Source organism: Spirosoma foliorum, from assembly GCF_014117325.1.
Lineage (GTDB): Bacteria > Bacteroidota > Bacteroidia > Cytophagales > Spirosomataceae > Spirosoma > Spirosoma foliorum.
Genome location: NZ_CP059732.1, coordinates 4,882,957 through 4,906,140, shown reverse-complemented (window position 1 = coordinate 4,906,140; position 23,184 = coordinate 4,882,957). Strand labels below are relative to the sequence as shown.

Sequence of the window (23,184 nt, the reverse complement as noted above, 5' to 3'; positions counted from 1 at the left end):
CGTTTCAATGGAGATCTATTTACTACTAATTAGCTATTGACCTGTGCCCGAAATTTTCCTTTATTTTATTTGGCAGTTCCAGTATTTTACTAAAAATAGACTGATAACTACCGACGGCGAATTTATTCAGGTTCTCCATCCTGGGTTTCGGAACAATAACGCGGGGCCAGATTTTACCAATGCCCGATTATTAATCAATGACGTAGAGTGGGTGGGTACTGTTGAAATGCATACCCGAACATCGGATTGGCTTGTGCATCGTCATCAATACGATCGTGCCTACGATAATGTTATCCTACATGTCGTCTGGCAAGATGACCGGGTAGCCAATGGCGCTCAGGTCGATCGTGCTAATGGTACTCCACTACCCACCCTTGAACTCCAGCCCCTCATCGATCCGACCTTGCTGGATCGATATACGTTGTTAAGTAGTTCGGTAGAGGCTATTCCATGTGCCGGGCAGTTTCGTAACGTAACGCCTTTACACATCACATCTATGCTAGATAAGGCTATGATGCAACGACTGGAGCGTAAAGCCTCAGACGTTCAGCACATAGTTGAGCAAACAGGTGGCGATTGGGAGGAAACAGCCTATCGACTGTTGGCCATAAACATGGGGTTCAAAATCAATGCTGACCCGATGGCGCAACTCAGCCGTACTGTCCCTTTAAAGGCAATACTGAAACACAGGGACGTACTGCCACAAGTTGAGGCAATGTTGTTTGGGGTGGCTGGATTATTGGAGGTTGATGAACCGGATGAATACACGAAAATGCTTCAGCGCGAATACCGATTTATGGCCGCCAAATATGCGCTAGCTGATAAGGAAATGCTAGCTCATATATGGAAGTGGGGGAGGCTGCGGCCAGCTAATTTTCCTACGCTACGATTGGCCCAGTTCGCTCGTTTGGTAACGCACCATGCCAGTTTATTTTCGCTTTTTGTAGCTACACCCGATGTTGAACGATTGCTTAAAGCCTTACAGATAATACCGTCTGATTACTGGCTGGCGCACTATCGTTTTGGGAAAGAAACAGACAAAGGGGCTCCTACTTTAGGATTAACCTCAGCCGAGAATATTGTAATTAATACAGCAGTACCCTTGTTGGCTGCGTATGCCCATCATCGGGATCAGCCAGCGTATATTGATTGGGCGATTGAATTGTTGGAGAAGCTTTCGGCAGAAAAAAACCACCTGACCGAAAACTGGGACACCCTTGGACTAGGTATTCGCACGGCTTTCGATTCACAGGCGGCCATTGAACTCTATAATGAGTTTTGTTCCGTAAAAAAGTGCCTCAGTTGCCAGATCGGCGCAGCACTGTTGAAATGATGTATGATGTAGGATATATGCAGTGAAAAGACATCATATATCCTACATCATACATAAAAAACTAGCTTATCACCATGTCCTGCTTGGTTGAATCCCAGGTTACGCGCTTGCCGGTATGCAGAGCCGTGGTAGCCATGATGTTGGCAACTGAGTGATTAAAGCCCACCCGAGCTGGTGCATTTGTCTCTTTCCGACTACGGATACATTCCATCCAGTTCAGCATGTGTAGTGAGGTCATTGGGTCGCCACCGGTATTAGCCGATGTTTCCATTTTAGCGGCTTCGCCAAGTGACATGGTTGGCAGTAGGTTTGCCTGCATGTTCATATCTTTGGCATATTTCGCTTCCAGACCACCCTCGGGAGAAATCTTGTTCGTGTCGAGGTTAATCATACCACCGTTCGAGAAGTAGTATTCTTTTACACCACCAGCTTCGTTGTTCATCCGAGAGGAGTACAACACCTGGAAACCCTTGGTTTTATCATTGTCTGGGCCGTAATCAAAGACAGCCGTAAACGTATCTGCATTGACGCGGCCATCTTTCCAGCTATAAATGCCGCCATTGGCCACTACCGAACGAGGATGGTCTAAACCGCTGAACCAGTGTACGGTATCAATCTGGTGCGACATCCACTGACCAGGAATACCTGACGAGTACGGATAGAACAACCGGAACTCCAAATATTTACGTGGGTCCCAGGCTGTTTTGGGGCGATTGAGTTGGTAGCGATCCCAGTCAGTATCTTCTTTCCGAATTTCAGATACTAACTTAGGCCGACGCCAGCGACCAGGCTGATTAACGTTCCAGGTCATTTCAACCATCGTAATATCGCCAAATTTACCTGATCTGATAAAGTCGTTAGCAGAATGATAGTTTGGTGCTGAGCGACGTTGTGAACCAACCTGTACAATTTTTTTTCGACGCTTCTACTGCTTTAACCGCTCTGCGGGCATCGTCGAGTGATTCAGCAAATGGCTTTTCGCAATACACATCCCGGCCCGATTCCACAGCGGCTGTACAATGTAACGCATGTTGGAAATCGGCGGTGCTGATAATAACGGCATCGACATCCTTACGATCAAGGAGTTCATCGTTATTACGAGCCTTGAAAAAGGTGCTGTCGTTCAGACCTTTTCCCTTTAAGTACTCATTGGCTTCATCACGACGGCGATTCCATAGATCAGAAACGCCTACGAAGGCAAAATTTTGGGCTTTAGCGTGTTCGGCAAAAGCAGGGGCCAGCGATTGCCGGAAACGATCCGAGAAACCAATGATACCTACACGAACGCGGTCGTTTGAGCCAATGATTCGGGCGTAGCTACTAGCCGAGAAACTCATCCCCAGACCAGCTAAAGCCGATTTTTTTATAAACTCACGGCGATTTTCCATAGAAGTTAACGTGTTTTTAAAAGATACTATAGACGATGATAAAAAGGCTATTAGTTCAGAAGCTGCTTAGAGCGTTTTAATCTTCATATTTCGGAAGTATACCCGATTGCCGTGATCCTGAAGCAGGATATGGCCTTTAGGCGCTTCGCCAAAACGGCCATTGGCATTGTAATCGGGAGCTTTATACTTACTAATGGCAACCAATTCGCGGAACTGTTCGCTACCGCGTTCGTACTCAACGACTTTTTTGCCATTGAGCCAGTGTTCAACGTGCTTGCCTTTCGAAATGACGCGGCCTGTATTCCACTCGCCAATTGGATTGGCTTTTTTACCACTTGCCGGAATCAGATCGTACAACGAACCTACCGTGCGGTTCCCGTTCCGACCGAGTTTGGCATCAGGATGTTTATCATCGTCCAATACCTGAAACTCCAGGCCAAAAGCTGATCCTTTTGGTTTCGGGCTTTGTTCGGCCACAAAATATTTAACGCCACTATTAGCGCCTTCCGTTAATTTAAAGTCAAAGACAAGGTCGAAATCGCTGTATTCGCCATCGGTAACAATATCACCGAAGCTTTCAGATTCAGACCCATTCGATTGTTGGATGGTCAGCATGCCATCGGTAACGTCCCAACCTTTTGCGGGAAATTTATCTTTGTAAGCCCCTCGCCACCCATTGGTGGTTTTGCCATCGAACAGCAATTTCCAGCCATCTTTTTTCTCCTGTGCTGTGAGCGTATTAGGAGCCTGTTGAGCTTTGCCGAGTAAACCTGTTACGAGGAGTAATCCTGTTAAAATAAAGTATTTCATTTTTTTTAGGTGATTGGTTGTATCATGAATAACGTGTACTACAATAGCCAGTAGGCATTTCGCAAAACTATTCACTTTGTCATTCATTCGGCCATTCACAACGGCTGATTTAAGGTTTTGGTAATATAGTCTTTATTGATTTGAGCGCACTGGATAGGTGTTTTGTCTTTTTCGGGTACACCATCTAGTTCAACAATACCCCAGCCTTTAAACTTAATTTCGTCCAGGGCTTTAAACACCGCCGGAATATTTACATTGCCTCGACCCAGTTCAACGAATTTGTAGGCTTTAGGATCGCCCGGTTTGTCGGGTAAGGGAGACATTGTGTCTTTTAAATGCAAGGCATAAATAATGTCTTTGTATTGCTTGACTGCCTTTTCAGGTTGGCCACCACCTTGTTTGTAGTGAGCAATGTCGAGCTCTAATTTCACGTACTTCGGATTCATTGCCTGTACAATCATCTCCACCTCTTCAGGCGTTTCGCCTAGTTGGTGCATGTGATTATGATAAGTTGCCTGAATACCCAAATCGGCTGTTTGTTTGCCAATCTCATTCATGACGGTTGCCAGCCGTTTCAATTCTTCGGTTGTTGGAAGTCGGTCTTTTGGGCGAGCTGAGTTCGTTAATTGAATGGCCGAGCCGCCAAGTGCTTTAACAAAACTCGCATGGGCCACGTGCATGTCAATCGTACTCTGCTCTTTAGCCGGGTCGATCTCTACATTCCCACTTGAGAACATAGCCAACGCCAGGTGATTTTGTTCGAGCAATGCTTTCAATTCAGACGGTTTGGCTTTATAAGGGCCAAAGGCATTAGCTCGAAGCTGGATTCCATGATAACCCAGAGAAGCCAGATCGGAAATCGCTTGTGCATCATTGCCGCCCCAGGTAATGGCGGAGTAAGCGATTTTGAGGCCAGGTACTTTTGCTAGTGCCTGCCCACCAGAAAGGGTTGGTCGAGCCAATAGGCTGTCAACGCCAGCGAACATGGCTAACGCCGATAAACCAGCTTTTGATAGAAACTGTCGTCTGTTTTCGATCTCGTGCATAATAAGGGGCTATTAATCTATTCAGGTTGTTGTAATGATTATTGACTGCTTAAACGTAAAATCAAAGACTCGTAGAAATAAGCGTTGCCCAATTCTATTCTACTACTAAAAAAGGGTGATCAAGAAACGGTTGCTTTCGCCATTTATTAATCACCCTTTTTATTCGTTAATCTTTAGAAACCTGGATTCTGAGCGAATCCTGCATTCTCGGTTCGGTCAATCTGGGTTTGCGGAATTGGACGCAAATTGTGGGTTTCTTTTACGTTGGCAGCGCCATCAGGGTTATATAACTTAACCCGTTCAACCAGGTTACCCCAACGTTTTAGGTCAAACCAACGCATCTGCTCTCCAGCCAGTTCACGTGCGCGTTCCTGCATGATCATTTCCATGTCTAATTGAGTAGGTATTATTTCCATGGCTGATTCTTTCCCTGGCCAGGCAGCCCGACGGCGGACGGCGTTAATCGCGGCAGTCGCTTCAGTCGTTTTGCCCGACTTGAATTGCGCTTCAGCTAAAATCAGGTAAGTCTCGGCCAGGCGGAATGCCAGATAATCGCGGCTACCTTGTTCGTAGGTCAGATCAGGACGAGTGGGATCGAGGAATTTTTGCAGGGTTGGGAATAGCGCTGCTGTATACGCACTTGGCACTAAAACCTGATAAGGTTTAGCAGCCCGCTGCGCTACTGTCCACTCAACACCTGGAATATAAATAGCCGTATCGCCCGCCTTAAGTGTCATCTTAGCCTTACTGTTGTCGAAAGACGTATTCAGATTCGTACCGGGGTTATTGCTCAACCACGTATCCTTGAATGTTTTCTTATAGCGGGAGTCATTCACCCGATCTTTGAAAACGGTTTCAAGCAGATAGGTTGTTGGACGAAGCCGTTTGAAAGGCCGGTCGTTGGCAATGTCGCGTTTCATACCAGGCTGCACATCGTACTGCATCCCGAAGTACAAGTGCAGCTTGTTTCCATCACCATTATTGGTGTTGGCCGTGTTCATATTAGTCAGCGGGTCTGTTGTGTATTGAACCGAGAAAATAACCTCATCGTTAATTTCGCCACTTCCCTGAGCAAACACACTCGCAAAGTCAGGCAATAGCTTCAGGCTATAGTTGCTGATTACATTCTGCGCATAGGTTGCCGCTTTGGAGTAATCATCAGCAGCTTTGGCCGACGAAGTGGCTTTGGTCAGGTACACCCGAGCCAGCAAATGTTCGGCAGCCGATTTGGTAGCTCGCCCATAATCACTTGCTCCCTGCGAAGACGCTTTAACAGTAGGCAGATCGGCCAGTGCCGATTCCAGGTCACTCGTGATAGATTTATAAATGTCGGTCTCTGTTGCCCGGCTGGTTTTTTTCGTAGGCAGTATCGTTTCTGTTAATCGCAAGTCGACTCCACCGAACTGTTGTACCAGAATAAAGTAATAGTGTGCTCGCAGAAACTTCATCTCGGCTACCCGAAGTTTTTTGGTGGCATCCGAAACGGTAGCGGCCGGAGCACGCTCAATAACTGCATTGCAGGTATTAATGCCTCTGTACAGTTCTTCCCACACTTGCTGGATGATGTCAACGAAGCTATTCATCTGGGTATCATAGAAATGAAACCCTTTATAGCTTCCATCCGCTCCGGCCTGGTAAAGATCCGTACCAAATTCGGTCATAGTCAATCCGCGTTCCGATGCATAGAAATTCCGCAACGAGGAGTAGGCCGCCTTACTGGCATCTTCAAACCCTTTAGGGGTCTTGATGTAATCGTTCCCGATATTAGAAACAACCGTTTCCTTCAGTATATCCTTACACGCCTGCCCACTAAGTAGGATAACGGCAAGAGCCAGGACGCGAAATGATTTATGTGAAAATTTTGATTTCATGTTTTTAGAATCTTAAGGTATTTATAAGCACATCACGTACGGTTATGCGCTTAGAATTTGACGTTCAAACCAAAGGTTGTAACCCGGGTAGCGGGCGTAACACCATTACTGACCGTACCATCGCTGGTTTCAGGGTCAACGCCGTTATACTTCGACCGGTAGGAGGAGAAGATGAATGGCTGCTGAATGCTGGTGAATAGTCGCAGTGATTGCAAATGGAGTTTTGAGGCAACACTTGCCGGGAATGTATAGCCAAAGTTGATATTCCGAACCTTCACAAACGAACCATCGAAGTAGATAATGGCCGAATTATATACAGGGAACTCCTGACTTGAGTTAGGTCGGGGGAACTCATTCGTTGGATTGTTGGGTGTCCAGTAATCCACTTTTATCTGCTCATAACGACCTGCTAACTGGTTATTATCGCGGTGGAAACCACTCAGAATGGTCTGGCCAACCCGGGCATAAATGAAGAAGTTCAGATCAAAGCCTTTGTAGCTGAACCGGTTGGTAATACCACCACTCCAGGTTGGAATGTCGGACCCTAAAAATACCCGGTCATCAGCCGTAATTTTGCCATCACCATTCGTATCCTGTACTTTAATCTGACCAACAGCGCTCTGGTAAGACTTAGCGGCATCGGCTTCGTTAGTCTGCCAGATACCCGCTTTCTTATAGTCATAGAATTCGGTCAGTGGTTTGCCAATAAAGCGTTTGTTACCTACGTCATCAACAGGTCCGTTGAACAAGGAGATAATGGCTTCCGTATTTTTGGAGAATACAATGTCGGATGTCCACTTAAAGCCGCCCTTCGTATTCACGTTCACTGTCGACAAACTAACTTCTACCCCTTTGTTCTGAGTTTCTCCAATGTTCCGGGTTACAGAATTGAAACCGATTGAGGTAGGTAGTAAGTCAGATAGAAGCAGGTCGGTGGTACGGGTTTGATATAATTCGATAGCACCCGATAGCCGGCCGCGCCAGAGGCTGAAGTCAACACCAATGTTTGTCGTAGTTGAGGTTTCCCACCGCAAATCGGGGTTTCCAATTGTTTCTGGCCGATACCCATAAGCAGGAGTCGTACCAAATGCATAGACAGTGCGACCTAACAACCCTTGGGTTTGATAGGGTGCTACCCCCTGGTTACCTACCGAACCGCGACTTACCCGTAGTTTCAACAGATCAACCCATGTGGAGCCCTTCAGGAAGTCTTCATTACTGATATTCCAGCCTAAGGCTATACCTGGGAAGTTACCGTACTTGGTATTTTCACCAAACCGGCTTGATCCATCTCGGCGCAGCGTGGCCGTAACCAAGTATTTGTCTTTGTAGTCGTAGTTGATACGTCCCATGTACGAGTTGATCGTCCACTGAATCAGACCACTGCCAACACCCAGTACTGAACTAGCGTTACCTACGTTATAAAACGACTGCGTTTCGGCGGGAACACCCTGTACGTTAATGGTATTAAACTCGGAGTTGTCGCGCTGAATAGATTGTAGAGCGGTTATACCGAAATTATGATCACCAAATTTTTTGTTATACGTTATGAAGTTTTCCAGCGTGTAGTCAAAGTTAAAGGCGGCAGCGTTAGTAGCTTGCGGGTCGCCCCCCTTCCGAGCATTCGTCTGAGCGCCAATGAAGCGGCCATATCGGTTGATCGTAAAATCAGGCCCGAAATTGACCCGGTATTTTAGACCGTCAATAATGTTTACTTCTGCATAAACGCTGTTGAAAATGCGGTATTTCTTCCGTTCTTCTATCTGGGCCCCCGGTACAACCTCGGCGAGCGGGTTGGTGAGCAAGGCGTCATTTGTTGGAGAGAAAATCAGGTTTCCATTATCGTCGTAAGGCCGACCAAGAGGGTTCTGCTGAAGCGTAAAGTTATACGGATTCAGGTTCTCGCCATTGCGTAGATAATACATCATGTAGGAAGAAAGGCCTACTTTAAGTACCTTATTGATCTGATGATCGACATTGGCACGTAGCGAATAGCGAGTATAATCTACGCCAGGCATGATCCCTTTGTCCTGGAAAAATCCCGCCGACAGATAGAACTGTGTTTTTTCGTTACCACCCTGGATACCGAGCGAGTGGTTCTGCTGAACACCCTGTTTTAAAATCAACGACTGCCAGTCGGTATTCCGCCCAGCCGCAATACCCGCTGCTACGTTCGGGTCACCACCCAGTACGGCTACCTTCGAGTCGGCGTATGCGTCGACTACACCCGTCGGAACTGGATTCCCATTAGCGTCTTTATAGTTGCCCGTTGTCCGATAAGCTTCCCGGACAAACTCGGCAAATTCAGAACCGCTGAACAGATGGACTTTATCAAGGGCATCCGTAAAACCTACATAGTTATCGTAGCTGATAGTCGTTTTGCCGTTTTTATTGCCCCGTTTTGTTGTAACCAGCACTACCCCATTAGCACCTCTGGCCCCATAGATTGCCGTTGCAGTAGCATCCTTCAGGATTTCCATAGAGGCCACATCGTTCGGGTTAATGTCTTCGTATTCTCTGGCTAATGGAATTCCATCGACTACATATAATGGGTCGTTACCCGCATTAAAGGAGCGACGTCCCCGAATCCGAATCGTGGGTACAGAGCCTGGTTTACTACCCGACTGCGCCACGTCTACACCAGCTACCCGGCCCTGCATGGCCTGACCAATATTAGTGACGGGTTGCTCCGTAATCTGCTTAGGGGTAATTGACGAAATAGCCCCGGTGGTCTGACTCTTTTTCTGCGTACCATATCCAACGACAACGACCTCATTCAGTGATCGGTTATCAGTCGTAAGCGTTATGTTGACTGCCGACTTATTGCCAACTGTAATTTCCTGGGTAACAAATCCTACGGCAGAGAAAACAAGCACAGCCTGATTGCTTGGTATGCTAATTCGGTACTCCCCATTTGCATCAGATGTTGTTCCGCGTGTAGTGCCTTTTACGGCTACACTAACACCTGGCAGTCCTTGATTGTCGTCACCAGAAAGAACCCGGCCTGTTACAGTTCGCTCCTGCGCAGGGTTTTCAATAAGTGAACGATGGGTGGGTGGCGCGCTGAACGCCGGTTGACTAACCAGCGCAAGAGCCGTTAGTCCGAGCAAAGGAAGCCACGCTCGCCGTGGCGGTTGGGTAATTGTTGTCTGCATTGTAGGTTCAAGTAAGAGTTAATTGTTAAGGTAAAGACTTGGCTAAACCCGCGATTATCTGGATCGAATCGCCAGGTTGAAGCTGAATGGATTGCTGTTCTTTCAGAAGTAAGTTCATGTTCCCGGAAGTCAGGGCTACATAAGTTCCATTGGAGCGTTGTCTTACGCGAAAAATGGTACCAACTGCTTCTATGGTAAAATCGGGCAAATGAACTCGGAACAATCGGGCCGATGAGGTATCATTCCGGTGTGTAACCGAGAAATCGGCTTCACCTTTCAGCCAGACGGCCCTGGGGGTTTCTTCGTTCCATTGACGCGCATACCGTACTGAACTATTCGGTTGCAGGGTCATGGTTGAATTATCGGGTAATCGAATTAAGCGGGTCTGGTTGGCAGGTGTACTAATCGTTGATACGCATTGATTAGGACCATACTGCATCCATAGCGCCCAGCCAATCAAAAGCATGACACCCATCAAGGCCGCTATCGTTCTCATAAAATACCACCACCCAACAACTGCCCGTACATCGGGCTGAAGCGGACGGAGATCTTCCATCGTTTGAAGCGATTCCCGGATTCGCCCCCATACCGACGAAATCTCGTCGGTTGATAAAGCTGGCAATCGAGGCTGACTGGCTTCCTGAATCAGGTTGCGGGCTGATTCAACGGTTTCGGTACAGTCTGGATTCTGCGAAAGCCAGTTTTGCCAATACGCTGCTACCTCATCGTCGTCGGGATGTTGCACCCAACGCACGAACAGGTCATCAAGGGCGAGCTCCTCAATGGTATAAGCAGAGTAGGGCTTATGGGACACGGTGTATAGCTGTTTCGTGTAGGCCAAAGCGTCAGATATAAGGGTTTCTACTTATTAAAAACATCACCTGAGGGCGGAGTAATCGCCAGATAGAATGAGATTAATTGTGGATTATTCTTTGATGCGACTTTATTATGTACTATTATTCTTTGAAAAAATTCTAGTATGATATTCTGAAAAAAACCGGACATAAAGAATAATTTATCGCACTTTTTTTACGCAAGCGTTACCGGGAACGTTCCCGGATAGGAAAACAGCAAGATTTTTTTGTCGCTTAGGAAGAGATTAACACAGGATTAACGATTTTTTGACCGAGTTTGGAACCGGGTGTTATTTTTCGATTTTTGTACTTAGCTAAGAAATAGCTAGTTTGCTAAGTGGGCTCTATTTGATTTTATCTATCACTTATAATAACCCATAAAAAGAATAGACTTCTTTTTGTATATACTTTACCTGCTCTTATGGTTAATTTAGAGGAGGCCTATCAGCAGTTTTTCGACAGAAATCTAGACTGTAGTGGGTGGATATAATAGACAAGGAAAGGTCTTATCAGAACCATTGTGACCGGGCACAGTTATTAGCTAACCAACTGTGTGAAAACTATGCGATTAGGATGGATTCTAACTTTACCTTGTCTACTTTGGCTTTATATCGGTACGGCAGTTTGGGCCCAGCCAACCGCGGTTATCGATAAGCCTACTCACTTACAGAGTGCTACTAAACCTGATACATTACAGAGTGCTCGCCCCAAATCGCTTACGTTTACAGCTTCAACCGACCAGCGTTTTTTTTTCTTTAATGATACACGTAATGATAATGGTCGACGGATGCCGGTTAGCATGTATGGAGTCAGAGCGGGCTTTTTATTTCCGGCTCAGCATGATCGGCCGGCTTTACGAGGAGGTCGATTGGCTAGTTTTAAGGCTGGCGCTGGCTTTTATTTCATAAACCAAAGGCTTGATGAACCTGGATTATTGCCGAATACATCCGAATCCGTTACGCGCCATTTGCGTATCGCTACAGTGTATTATGAGCGTTACCTGTATCGCCGGAAAGCTTTCGAAATAAGTTTGCCGATTGAATTTGGCTACGGGCACTCACGCTATGAACTGGATGATGATCAGACAAATCGGCATGAGGTGGCAAGAGGGGTTTTTCTGCCGCTTGGTGTAGGGGTAGATGCGGCCTATCATTTCCCAACGGTACGCTGGTTGAGGCCCTTACACTGGTTTGGTATTAATTTTTTGGCTGGCTACCGATTTATCCTAAAAAAAGATATTCCAGATAGTCAGATCAATTATTCCGGTTTTTATATATCTGTTGGGCCGTCGTTCTTCCTCGAAAATCTGACTTCGGATATCAAGTATTGGCGACAAAAACGGAAAAAGAAATAAGGTGATGTATGGTATTTGATATATGGTATAGGATGTATGATGTATTTAACGCGTGGGAATGGGAATACATCATACATCCTATATCATACATCAGGCCGCCACTCCTGTTTCCCATCGAATACTCACGGCTTGCTCAAGATCAGGGTGTAAGCTAATAGCAACGGGACAGGTATGGGCAATTTTTTCAAGCCGGGCACGGGTTTCATCGTCGGGTAAAAAAGCTTCACCTTCCCGACTCGCGCGGAGCGTTAAGTTAACTTCGATGCGGGCAATACGACGGGGAGGTTGCGTGGTCATCACTTTCGTGACGTCGAGTTCGCTCCCGGTTAAATCGATGCCATCGCGACGGGCAAAAATGGCCATCGTTGTAATAATGCAGGAGCCAAGGGCGTTAGCCACCAGGTCGGTTGGTGAGAACGCTTCACCCAGGCCCTGGTTATCAGTAGGAGCATCGGTGTTAATATGCGTACCCGATTGAAGATGTACACAATCGGTACGTAGGCCACCCAGGTAATCAATGTGAATCGTTGCCATATAAAAAAACGTATATCGTTTAGAGTAAATCACAAATCTCGCTGCTTACATTGGTAACAGCTAATGATAAGCAGCCGCCGTTACCTAAATCGCCTACCTGCGATGGCTTCGGACTCTGTTTAAGCCTAAACATAAAAAGAACGATGTAGTTACGCTAATTGTGGTCTCTGATTTTGTGAATAATCAGTAAAATGAGTAGCTTTAATTCAGGATTTTACCGAAATGCGAACACTATACACAGTATTTGGACTTGCGTTAAGCTGTCTCCTCTTGTCGGGCCAGGTTTCTAATGCGCAAAATGTCGACAGCGAAGAGGATAGCTACCATACCATAACAACATTTGGGTTGACTACCAACACGAATTCGGGTATTATCGGTGGCTTTGCTTTCCGGCAATCTCGTTTATTATCGAATAAACTGTACGGCATGCCGCAGTATAGTTATCTTAGTGTTGAGCTTGTCAATGTAAAACATCCGAAAGAGATCCAATCCTCTGTCAATTCGATTAGCTCTCGGTATATCAGCGGAAAAGAAAATTATCTGTTTGTCCTGCGCCCTTCCTACGGTCGGGAAGTAAAACTGTTTCAGCGCAATAGCGATGAAGGAATTGCCGTAAGTGGCATATTGGCTGGGGGGCCTTCGCTCGGTATCATTAAGCCTTATTATCTGGAAGTATCCTATGGCAACTCGTCCCGAACAGTACCGGCTTCACAAGTGAATGGCTATATGACGCCCACTGGCGAAACAGTGGTAGGCGCTGGCGGCTTTTTTCAAGGCCTCGATCAGTCGAAGCTCACCGTCGGATTGAACGTAAAAGCGGCTTTAAGTTTTGAACTGAGTTCTTTCAGGGCCAATACAACAGGTATTGAAATTGGTTTTTTAGCTGAAGTTTTCCCCAATAAAGTTGTCATTATTCCCAACCAAAGCGCAACGGGTAATCGGGAAGATGGCAATCGTAACTTCTTCACGTCGGCCTATCTTACGTTATTTTTTGGGGGTAAGAAATAGAGTATAGTCAGAAGTCGTCAGTCATCAGTTGTTGGTCAAAATTACTAACAACTACCGGCTGACGACTTTTGACTATTATGAACTTTCCGCTATGAAAACGAATTTTGCTGGAAAGGATTGAGGTGACATGATCGAACTACCCGTAATACCCTCTGAACAACAACGCAACCGGGCGGGAGCCCCGAAACGTCCCGACTGGCTGCGCGTAAAACTGCCTATCGGCCCTGAATATGCTAAAGTTCGTAAGTTAGTAGACGAGCATAAGCTGCACACCATCTGCGAAAGTGGCAATTGTCCTAATATGGGCGAGTGTTGGGGTGCAGGCACGGCTACATTTATGATTCTGGGCAATGTTTGCACACGAAGCTGTACATTCTGTGCCGTGGCAACCGGCCGCCCTAACGAATATGATACCGATGAGCCCCGGCGTGTAGCTGAAGCCATTGTGCTGATGAAAGTTAAGCACGCTGTACTAACGTCGGTCAATCGCGATGAACTGAAGGATCGGGGTGCCGAAATCTGGTACCAGACGGTGAAACTCATTAAAGAAGCATCGCCCTCTACAACCATAGAAACCCTTATTCCTGATACAAAAGGGAATTGGGAGGCACTCGAGCGAATGATTTCGGCTGGTCAGGAAGTGGTTTCGCATAATATGGAAACCGTAGAACGACTTTATCGACGAGTACGTCCACAGGCTCGGTATGAGCGTAGTCTCGAACAAATTCGCCGTACTAAAGAATATGGACAGCGAACAAAATCGGGTATTATGCTTGGTTTAGGTGAAACCCATGATGAAGTATTTAAGGCAATGGATGATCTGGCCGCTAATGGGTTGGATATTCTGACCTTAGGCCAATACCTACAGCCGACCAAAATGCACCACGAAGTAATTGAATGGATTCATCCTGATACATTCGCTATGTATCGTGAAGAAGGGCTGAAACGTGGGCTGAAGTACGTTGAGTCAGGACCCTTAGTTCGGTCCAGTTATCATGCCGAGAAGCATGTAAATGTGTAAAAGAAGTTACCGAAGGCTAAACATTTTAGGTCCCTTCGTCATTTTATAAGAAAGAGTCCGGACCAACGGCCCGGACTTTTTCTTTGCCGCATGAAAAAATACGACTTCATCATTGCTGGAGGAGGGATGGCAGGCTTAAGCCTGGCTTATTACTTACTCCAGTCTCCATTGCGTGATCGACGTATTCTGATTCTGGATCGTGAACAGAAAAATCGTAATGATCGAACATGGTGCTTTTGGGAACGGGAGCAGCAAAAAACGGAGTCTACTGACTCCAGTGCATTATTGCATCCGTTTGAGTCGATTTTATTTCGTACCTGGAACGCAATCTCCTTTCATGGAACTACCTATGCCGGTGAGTTGGATATGCGGGGCTACCAGTATAAAATGTTACGAGGCATTGACTTCTATGGGTTTATAGACACAGAACTGGCTAAATGGCCTAATGTTGAGCGCAAACAGGCAACGATTCAACGTATCAAAGATACTCCGCAAGGCGGCTTTGTTATTGCTGACGACGAACCCTACATAGCTGACTACGTATTTGACAGCACGTTTGCTCTAAAATTAGATCAGCCAGAGAATCATAACCTTTTGCAGCATTTTAAAGGTTGGGTAATTACAACCTCAATGCCTTGCTTTGACTCCAAATGCGCAGAGATCATGGATTTTCGAATTGGGCAAGGGGGTGACTGCCGATTCATATATGTATTGCCGTTCAATGAAAAAACAGCTCTGGTTGAATTTACGATTTTCAATTCGGCCTTACTAGCTGACGAAGAATACGATGTTGAATTACAGCAATATATAGACCGTTTTTTACCAACAGGAGGTTATGAAATCTGCGAAACCGAGTATGGAGTTATTCCCATGTCCGATGAGCCAACGCAGGAGAATCCTTCTGAACACATCGTTAGAATAGGCACTGCAGGCGGTTTTACCAAAGCCTCAACAGGTTATACATTTCACCGAACGCAACGTTATCTGCAGGAAATTGTGAACAATTTGGCCACAACGGGTAAGCCAAATCGAACTATACCTTGGTTTAAGCGACGATTTAAACTTTACGACAGTATTTTCTTGAATGTACTAGAGCAAAATCGGCATCCAGCCGACGATATTTTTACCCGCATATATACTGAAAACCCTCGCCGTGTTTTTAAGTTTTTAGACGAAGAAACTCATTTTTTTGAGGAAATTCAGTTGTTTGCAACAATGCCCTTCTGGCCATTTTTGTCGGCCTTCTTTAGTGTATTGCGTCGAAAAATAGCCGGATAGTAAGGAAGGTATATACTGATGTCTTGCCCCCTACTCAGAAACTCGTAGATTTGTGGCTTAAACCAAGTCTACGGATAATTCAATGCCTTATCTTTTCACTTCCGAGTCTGTTTCTGAGGGACATCCCGATAAAGTCGCCGATCAAATTTCTGACGCACTGATTGATAATTTTCTGGCGTTTGATCCGTCCAGCAAAGTAGCCTGCGAAACACTCGTTACAACTGGTCAGGTTGTTCTGGCTGGTGAAATCAAGACCGACACCTACTTAGACGTTCAAAAAATCACGCGCGAGGTAATCCGTAAAATTGGTTACACGAAGAGCGAATATATGTTTGAGGCTAACTCGTGTGGCATTTTCTCGGCTTTACACGACCAGTCAGCCGATATTAACCAGGGCGTTGATCGTTTGGTTGACAACAACGATTTTGAGTCAAAAGCAAACGCACAAGGAGCTGGTGATCAGGGCATGATGTTCGGTTATGCTACCAACGAAACCGATAACTACATGCCATTGCCGCTAGATCTGGCCCATGCTATCCTGCGTGAAATGTCGGTTATTCGGAACAACGAACTCGAGCTTATGCCTTATCTGCGGCCCGATGCCAAGTCGCAGGTGACGATTGAATACTCAGACGATCATCAGCCTATCCGGATTGATACGATTGTGGTTTCAACACAGCACGACGATTTTGCCGATGATGAGACGATGCTGGCCAAAATCAAAGAGGATATCATCAATATTGTGATTCCACGTGTGAAAGCGGCTCAAAAAGCTGAATTACACGGTTTATTTACCGACAACATTACCTATTACATCAACCCAACGGGAAAATTTGTAATTGGTGGCCCTCACGGCGATACTGGTCTAACAGGTCGTAAAATTATCGTTGACACCTATGGCGGTAAAGGCGCCCATGGTGGTGGAGCTTTCTCGGGTAAAGACCCCTCTAAAGTAGACCGTTCGGCAGCCTATGCTACGCGTCACATCGCTAAAAACCTGGTAGCGGCTGGTCTTTGCGATCAGGTGCTGGTACAAGTTTCTTATGCGATTGGGGTAGCCAAGCCTTGTGGTTTATATGTAAATACATATGGCACGTCTAAGGTAGATCTGCATGATGGAGTTATCGCTGAAAAAGTGAGCGAGATTTTCGATATGCGTCCCTATGCTATCGAACAACGGCTTAAACTCCGCAATCCGATTTACTCCGAAACGGCTGCATATGGCCACATGGGTCGTAAGAACGAAATCGTTAAGAAAACCTTTGGTTCGAACGGAAATACGAAAGAAGTTGAAGTTGAGTTGTTTACTTGGGAAAAACTCGATTTTGTTGATAAAGTCAAAACAGCATTCGGTTTGTAAGATGTAACGCGGGTTTTCACCCGCGCTACATCTTACAGAAAAGCCACTCCAAACGGAGTGGCTTTTCTGTTGGTTAATTTACTTTTTATAACTCGTCAGGTTCGAAAACCTCGTCTTCATCTTCTACATCGGATGTGGCCTTAGTAATAGCCGGGCTGGAGATATCACTCCGCTTTTGCTTAAATCGGACGAGTTTGTCTTTCAGGACATCCATAACCCGATCGGTGGCGCTTTCGAAGCTTTTATCGTGTTCTTTAACGAAGATTTCCTTTCCGGGAATCATTAGTCGAACTTCGATGATTTTCTCTTTGACTTTATTGGAGTCTGCCCCCTCTAGTCTTAAGAACACTTCTCCGCTGATAATACGATCATGAAAAGTGTCTAGCTTATCAAGCTTAGCCTGGATAAAATCTAACAGGCTCTGATCTGCCGTGAATCTAACGGCGTGCATTTGTAGTCTCATTGTGTCGCATTTAAAGTGAACTGAAATTAGAACATCAATGGACTATCTAAGTTTGGGTATGTGAAGCACAAAGTCAATACTACCTACGAAAGATGCAAGTGTGTTTCACGGACTTCCGTTTCCTTATAGTCTAACCGGCTGAGAGAAGGGGTTTTTGCTGGTAACGTGGAACGGCTTACCTGTAAAATTCTTTAAATAGTATAAAAGAAAATTTACAATAAATTAATGTAAATGGCTTGACTAGGTCGTAATGTGATCAATGGCTTAGGAATAATGCGCTGATTGGCGACGGATTTAAAATCAAACGAACGAGCCAACATGCCCAATAAGATTTGCATCTCCATCAAGGCGAACTGATTCCCAATACACAAGCGAGGCCCTCCACCAAAGGGTAGATACGCATACGAATGGAGTTGATCTTTAAGGCCGCCCGCTACAAACCGATCAGGGTCAAATCGGTCAGGATCGGGCCAGTTGGTTGGGTCTCTATGCAATAGATAAGGTGAGATCAGGGCTGTGTCACCTGCTGGAATCGTGTAGGGGCCAATGTGGTCAGGGTTGTGCGCCCGTCGACTCATAATCCAGGCAGGAGGGTACAAGCGTAGCGATTCCTGCACGACTTGCAATGTGTACGTTAATGACCGAAACTTGTCGGGCGAGGGCATAGGCTCATTGCATAGAACCTCTCTGCTCTCGGTTTGGAGTCGAACTAGTACATCAGGGTGTTGGCTTAACAGATAGATTGTCCAGGCCATAGAAACAGCCGTCGTTTCGTGACCTGCCGAAAAAAGAGTTACACATTCATCGCGTAGTTGTTGGTCTGACATTTTTTCGCCTGTGTCTTCATCTTCGGCACTCAGCAGCATGCCCAATAAATCATCTTTATCTTCCTGATGGTGCCGCCGTTGATCGATGACACCGTAAATAAACGAATCGACCTGGGCTCGGGCTCGTTTGGAGCGTATATTATCGGGAGTTGGCCAGCTATAAGGAAATCGAAGTGGGTTGAGCATCTTCTTATTGGCCAGATAATTAAGTGTATCGAGTGCGTTTGAGAGACCGTCCAGTTTCCCCGTTGTATCAGAACTAAACAGTGTTTTGCAAACAATACGCATCGTTACGTCCATAAATGCCTGCGACATGTTAATGGACTGTTTGTTTCGATGCTGTTCCAGTTCATCAATCCAACTGGCCGTTTCGGCAATCATGGTCATTGTTAAGGCAGCTAACCGTTGCCGGTGGAAGGCCGGTTGGGCCAATCGCCGTTGACGTCGCCAGAAATCACCATCGCTAGTCAATAGCCCATTCCCCAGAAAAATCTTCAGGATTTCAAAGGCTGGCGAACGCCCGTAATTGCGGTGATTTTCCTGTATCACATACTTGACATCTTCAGGCCGAAGCACCAAATACTGATGCCTTCCACCAATGCGTAAGTGCACCAGACGATCGTGTTGCCGTTGCAGGGTATGTAACGTACCTAGTGGATTGCGCAGAAAAGCCAATGTGTTTCCTAACATGGGCAAGCCCGGATGCAAAGGCACAGGAAGGGCAGAAGTAGCTGTCGTTTCCATCAATGAAAAGCATTTTCAGAAAGGTTATAAAGATAAGATTGACCTGACAGAATTGCTATAAATTCACTACCTCTCCAGCATTCACATAAATCACTAGGCTGGAACAATACGATGCCTCTTTATTATGTGAAAAATGAGCTTGTATAAATTAGATTTTTAGATGAGCTAACTTCGCGCCCTAGAAACCAGTAACGTGTCGAATCAACAACAAATAAAGGCTGCCCTTTTTGCACAGTGCGAAGTCTATGTGCAACTGCGGGTTAGTACCGCAAAGCAGGCAATGGAAGCCGCGCAGGAAGCGGCTAATTCGGAATCGAAAAGCAGCGCGGGCGATAAATACGAAACAGGGAGAGCTATGGCCCAACTTGAGCGTGATCGAAATGCCCAGCTTTTAGCCGAAGCTCAGAAGGTTGAGCGCGATCTGAAGCAGATTAACATCGACAAAAGTTTTACTATTGGTCAACCCGGAAGCCTAATCATGACAAGTCGGGGGAAGTTTTTTATCAGTATTGGCGCTGGTAAACTGACACTCGACGGAACGGATTACTTTGCCGTTTCAGCAGCGTCGCCAATTGGAATTGCTTTGTCAGGGCGAAAGGCCGGCGATTCGGTCGTGTTCAATAAAATGGCTTATCAGGTTCTGGAAGTATATTGAAGAAGGAATAGAACGCTGATAGGTATGATGATTATGATGTTAGTAAATCATAATCATCATACCTATCAGCGTTCTATTCCTTAACAGACCTAATAAACCCGCTCGCCACCGACCCAGGTCTGGCGTACTTTGGTCTGCCGTAGTTTCTGGTTCGGAGCAGTCATAATATCCTGATCAAGAACCACAAAGTCAGCTTGTTTGCCAGGAGCGATGCATCCTCGTAGTTGGTCTTCAAAATTGGCGTAGGCAGCCCAGCGAGTCATAGCTAATAGAGCTGATTTACGGTCGACAGCATTCTCCATTTGATACCCACCTGCCGGGAAATTTTTAGCATCCTGGCGAGCTACAGCGGCATGAAAGCCAAATAGCGGATTAGGAGCTTCAACCGGAAAATCGCTGCCAAAAGCAATTAAACTATTCTGTTTCATCAGATCATTAAAGGCATAGGCCCCTTTAACCCGAATTGATCCCAGTCGATCGCCAGCCCAGTACATATCTGAGGTAGCATGGGTGGGTTGTACCGATGGAATAATCGAATATTGGGCAAACTTCACAAAATCTTCCGGTGATACTACCTGTGCATGTTCGATCCGCCAGCGACGGTCATTTTTCTCTTTTAATAACTTGCCATATAAATCGAGCATCAAGTGGTTCGCCGAATCACCAATGCAGTGAGTGTTTGCCTGAAATTTAGACGCGTAGATAAGTTTTGTTACCCGTTCTAGCTCTGATGGAGCCAGTAAAAGAAACCCGCTTGTTTCGGGGCGATCGCTGTAGGGTTGGCGTAGACAAGCTCCCCGTGAACCTAAGGCTCCATCGGCATAAAGCTTGAAGGAGCGTACGGTTAGCCGATCGGTCTGAAATGGGCCTCGTTTGAGAAAATAATCCAGATTGGGTTCGCCAAGGCTAATCATGGCATAATCGCGTATCTTGAGTTTGCCCGCTTGTTGCAAACTATCGATCAGATTAATTTCATCGGGGCTAATACCGGCATCAGATACCGTTGTCAAGCCCAAGGCAAAACAGGCCGTTTGGGCATTCAATAACATGCGGGTTTTATCAGCGTTGTCGGGGCGCGGAATTACCCGTCTGATGAACTGCATGGCATTGTCTACCAATACACCCGTTGGCTGGCCGTTTTCGAGAACAACTTCGCCACCGGGGAGTTTCGAGCCAGCCGTTATATTAGCCAGCCTAAGCGCTTTTGAATTGATAAGCAGCGCATGGCCATCTACACGCATCAAAGCGACGGGCACATTTGGGAAGGCAGCATCCAGTTTCTCCTTTGTTGGGAAAACTTTTTCGGGCCAGTCATTTTGGTCCCATCCACGACCGCTAAGCCATAAAACATTCGGATGGGCTTTATAAAATGTTTTCAGCCGTTCAATGACTTCATCGTACGACTCTGCGCCAACCAGATCGGCCTGATCCAATACCTGGCCTAATCCCAAGAAATGGGCATGAGGATCATAGAAACCCGGATAAACGGGCTGGCCTTCCAGATCTAGTGTAGTAGTTGCTTCATATTGGCCGGCTAATGCCTGTTCCGATCCCACTGCCAGAAATTTTCCATCCTGAACAACAAACGCATCCGCCATCGAAAAACTGGAATCTGCGGTATAGATCTGTGCATTTTTAACGAGTAAATCAGCCTTTTTTTTGAAAGAACAACCCGTAACCAGAGCTGCAAGAGTAGAAAATAGCAGTAGATGACGTTTCATGAGGATTAAAAGGAAAGATGCAAGATAGGCGAAAGGTGAATAAGCTGACGGGCTAATTGAAGATTCTCTTATTTTTGTCTTACTTGTTCTTATCAACCTCGAATCAATGAAACTCAGCAGTTGGCTTTTTTTTACCTGTATTCCTACACTGGCTCTTGCGCAGCAACCCACTCAACCCGCTCAAACCCCTATTCAACGTGCTCTACGCAATGCTACAATTGTTCAGCAAGGTGAAGTAGTTACCTTGGCTAATGCCATTCAAACGGCACTTGCCCAAAACTATCAGATTAAAATAACCCAGACGCAGCAACAAATAGCTGCCTATAATAACACCCTGGGTAACGCTGGTTTCTTACCTGTCTTGAGTGGTAACCTAACCAATAACAACTCGAACCAGCACATACGGCAGTCTTATTTAATACAAACCACCCAGCCTACCGATCTGCCAGGTGTTATCAGTAAAAATACAACCGCTAGTGTTAACTTAAACTGGAACATCTTTAATGGCTTTGCAACGTTTTACGTGCTTGATCAGCTAAAAGAGTTAGTCCGAATTAGCGAAGTAAATACCAGAGCCAATATTGAAGGAACGTTAGCCAGCGTTGCAACGGGTTATTATAATGTTGTGCGACAATTACAGCGTTTACTCGCTGTACGACAGGCACTTGATATTTCACAATATCGACTTGATCTGGCCAAAACTAACTTCGAAGTAGGTAGTTTCTCGAAAGTGGATTATCTGACGGCTCAGGTAGATTATAATGTCGATAGTGCCTCGCTGATAGGCCAGCAATTGGCCCTGTCGAACGCTAAAATTTTACTGAATACGCTTCTTGTGCGCGACCCTACTACTGAATTTGCCGTACAGGATACAATTATAGTCCGCTCTAATTTGGTTCTTGAGCAATTACGGGAGTCGTTGCTTTCTAATAACCCCTTGCTGGCTGCTGCCGTATTAAATCGTAAAGTGGCAGATCTAAACATAAAACTGGCCGAGGCACAACAGTATCCAACCGTAAACTTATTATCTGGCTATGCGTATACGGCTGTTAATAACCAGGCGGGTGGAACCTCAATTTTAGCAACAGCCCGGAACAACGGGCTTACCTATGGTATTCAGGCATCGGTGCCCATTTTTAATGGATTTAACCTGCGTCGCCAAAAACAGGTAGCTACTGCTAACGCACTTAATGCTGAATACCAGACGAATAACCAGCGTGTACAGCTAGAGTTAGCGCTTAACCAGACATTTCAGCAGTACAGAACCAACTTGCAATTGCTATCGCTCGAAGTACAGAATTATAAAATTACGACGCAGAACGTAGACATTGCCTACGACCGCTACCGATTGGGAACGCTGACGGCTGTTGGTTTTCGGGATGTACAACGCAACTTGCTGGATGCACAACTTCGGTTGATCGATGCTGAATATAATGCCAAAACTGCCGAGATCGAACTTCTTCGCTTAAGTAGTACGATTACTCAAGAGCTTGGCCGTCAGCAGTAAACAGTTGGTTAGCTAAGAGGTTAATTTCCTACTAGACTAACAAAACTAATTTACTGATATGCCCTGGACAAAGAAAGAATACCCAAATTCGTTGAAGAATTTCATGGCTCCAGTACGTAACAAAGCCATTGATATCGCCAATGCCCTGCTAGCTGAGGGGAATGAAGAACAGCGCGCTATTGCTATTGCAACCGCCAAAGCCGAAGAGTGGGCTTCGAACAGAGGGATTAAAATTCGGAAAGCAAATACGTAGAC

Annotated in this window: 18 protein-coding genes and 1 pseudogene; 9 read left to right on the top strand and 10 right to left on the bottom strand. The window is 45.9% G+C overall.

Annotation, left to right across the window (positions count from 1 at the left end):
* Positions 1–43: 43 nt before the first annotated feature.
* Positions 44–1,333: a DUF2851 family protein gene (locus tag H3H32_RS20895; RefSeq protein ID WP_182457577.1), complete on the top strand. Its 1,290-nt coding sequence runs from the start codon at positions 44–46 to the stop codon at positions 1,331–1,333.
* Positions 1,334–1,394: 61 nt separating this feature from the next.
* Here the strand turns inward: H3H32_RS20895 and H3H32_RS20890 are convergent.
* From H3H32_RS20890 to H3H32_RS20865, 6 genes and pseudogenes are all read right to left on the bottom strand, one after another.
* Positions 1,395–2,721 (bottom strand): annotated as a pseudogene (locus H3H32_RS20890) (Gfo/Idh/MocA family protein).
* A gap of 66 nt (positions 2,722–2,787) precedes the next feature.
* On the bottom strand, positions 2,788–3,531 hold the full coding sequence (locus tag H3H32_RS20885; protein ID WP_182457576.1) for a 3-keto-disaccharide hydrolase: 744 nt from the start codon (positions 3,529–3,531) through the stop codon (positions 2,788–2,790).
* A 95-nt stretch (positions 3,532–3,626) separates the two neighbouring features.
* Positions 3,627–4,577: a sugar phosphate isomerase/epimerase family protein gene (locus tag H3H32_RS20880; RefSeq protein WP_182457575.1), complete on the bottom strand. Its 951-nt coding sequence runs from the start codon at positions 4,575–4,577 to the stop codon at positions 3,627–3,629.
* A gap of 173 nt (positions 4,578–4,750) precedes the next feature.
* Entirely contained in the window at positions 4,751–6,448 is a 1,698-nt protein-coding gene (locus H3H32_RS20875; RefSeq protein WP_182457574.1) for a RagB/SusD family nutrient uptake outer membrane protein, read from the bottom strand.
* A 50-nt stretch (positions 6,449–6,498) separates the two neighbouring features.
* Entirely contained in the window at positions 6,499–9,603 is a 3,105-nt protein-coding gene (locus H3H32_RS20870) for a SusC/RagA family TonB-linked outer membrane protein (RefSeq protein ID WP_182457573.1), read from the bottom strand.
* A gap of 25 nt (positions 9,604–9,628) precedes the next feature.
* The gene (locus H3H32_RS20865; protein WP_240543436.1) at positions 9,629–10,444 is read right to left on the bottom strand and encodes a FecR family protein; all 816 of its coding nucleotides are present in this window, start codon (positions 10,442–10,444) and stop codon (positions 9,629–9,631) included.
* A 575-nt stretch (positions 10,445–11,019) separates the two neighbouring features.
* Here H3H32_RS20865 and H3H32_RS20860 point away from each other — a divergent pair.
* The gene (locus H3H32_RS20860) at positions 11,020–11,811 is read left to right on the top strand and encodes a hypothetical protein (protein WP_240543435.1); all 792 of its coding nucleotides are present in this window, start codon (positions 11,020–11,022) and stop codon (positions 11,809–11,811) included.
* Positions 11,812–11,901: 90 nt separating this feature from the next.
* On the opposite strand, the gene H3H32_RS20855 is transcribed toward H3H32_RS20860, so the two are convergent.
* The gene (locus H3H32_RS20855) at positions 11,902–12,345 is read right to left on the bottom strand and encodes an OsmC family protein (RefSeq protein ID WP_182457572.1); all 444 of its coding nucleotides are present in this window, start codon (positions 12,343–12,345) and stop codon (positions 11,902–11,904) included.
* A gap of 222 nt (positions 12,346–12,567) precedes the next feature.
* Between H3H32_RS20855 and H3H32_RS20850 the strand changes: the two genes are divergently transcribed.
* The 4 genes from H3H32_RS20850 (at position 12,568) to metK (ending at position 17,012) form a co-directional block, all read left to right on the top strand.
* Positions 12,568–13,353 (top strand): hypothetical protein, encoded by a 786-nt coding sequence (locus tag H3H32_RS20850; protein WP_182457571.1) that lies wholly within the window; start codon positions 12,568–12,570, stop codon positions 13,351–13,353.
* Between the two features lie 127 nt (positions 13,354–13,480).
* Positions 13,481–14,374 (top strand): lipoyl synthase, encoded by an 894-nt coding sequence (lipA, locus tag H3H32_RS20845; protein WP_182457570.1) that lies wholly within the window; start codon positions 13,481–13,483, stop codon positions 14,372–14,374.
* Between the two features lie 90 nt (positions 14,375–14,464).
* The gene (locus H3H32_RS20840; RefSeq protein WP_182457569.1) at positions 14,465–15,652 is read left to right on the top strand and encodes a lycopene cyclase family protein; all 1,188 of its coding nucleotides are present in this window, start codon (positions 14,465–14,467) and stop codon (positions 15,650–15,652) included.
* Positions 15,653–15,734: 82 nt separating this feature from the next.
* Positions 15,735–17,012 carry a methionine adenosyltransferase gene (gene metK / locus H3H32_RS20835; protein WP_182457568.1) on the top strand — a complete coding sequence of 426 codons (1,278 nt, stop codon included), beginning with the start codon at positions 15,735–15,737 and terminating at the stop codon, positions 17,010–17,012.
* A gap of 85 nt (positions 17,013–17,097) precedes the next feature.
* On the opposite strand, the gene H3H32_RS20830 is transcribed toward metK, so the two are convergent.
* Together H3H32_RS20830 and H3H32_RS20825 are read right to left on the bottom strand one after the other, a co-directional pair.
* Entirely contained in the window at positions 17,098–17,475 is a 378-nt protein-coding gene (locus tag H3H32_RS20830; protein ID WP_182457567.1) for an HPF/RaiA family ribosome-associated protein, read from the bottom strand.
* Positions 17,476–17,687: 212 nt separating this feature from the next.
* Positions 17,688–19,046 carry a cytochrome P450 gene (locus H3H32_RS20825; RefSeq protein WP_182457566.1) on the bottom strand — a complete coding sequence of 453 codons (1,359 nt, stop codon included), beginning with the start codon at positions 19,044–19,046 and terminating at the stop codon, positions 17,688–17,690.
* Between the two features lie 193 nt (positions 19,047–19,239).
* On the opposite strand from H3H32_RS20825, the gene H3H32_RS20820 reads away from it, so the two are divergent.
* Positions 19,240–19,701: a 3-oxoacyl-ACP synthase gene (locus H3H32_RS20820; protein ID WP_182457565.1), complete on the top strand. Its 462-nt coding sequence runs from the start codon at positions 19,240–19,242 to the stop codon at positions 19,699–19,701.
* 89 nt (positions 19,702–19,790) lie between these two features.
* Here the strand turns inward: H3H32_RS20820 and H3H32_RS20815 are convergent, their stop codons facing one another.
* Entirely contained in the window at positions 19,791–21,422 is a 1,632-nt protein-coding gene (locus H3H32_RS20815; protein ID WP_182457564.1) for an amidohydrolase, read from the bottom strand.
* Positions 21,423–21,528: 106 nt separating this feature from the next.
* Between H3H32_RS20815 and H3H32_RS20810 the strand changes: the two genes are divergently transcribed.
* Together H3H32_RS20810 and H3H32_RS20805 are read left to right on the top strand one after the other, a co-directional pair.
* Complete coding sequence (locus H3H32_RS20810; RefSeq protein WP_182457563.1) at positions 21,529–22,929, top strand: TolC family protein; 1,401 nt, start codon at positions 21,529–21,531, stop codon at positions 22,927–22,929.
* Positions 22,930–22,987: 58 nt separating this feature from the next.
* Entirely contained in the window at positions 22,988–23,182 is a 195-nt protein-coding gene (locus H3H32_RS20805; RefSeq protein WP_182457562.1) for a DUF2188 domain-containing protein, read from the top strand.
* Positions 23,183–23,184: the final 2 nt, after the last annotated feature.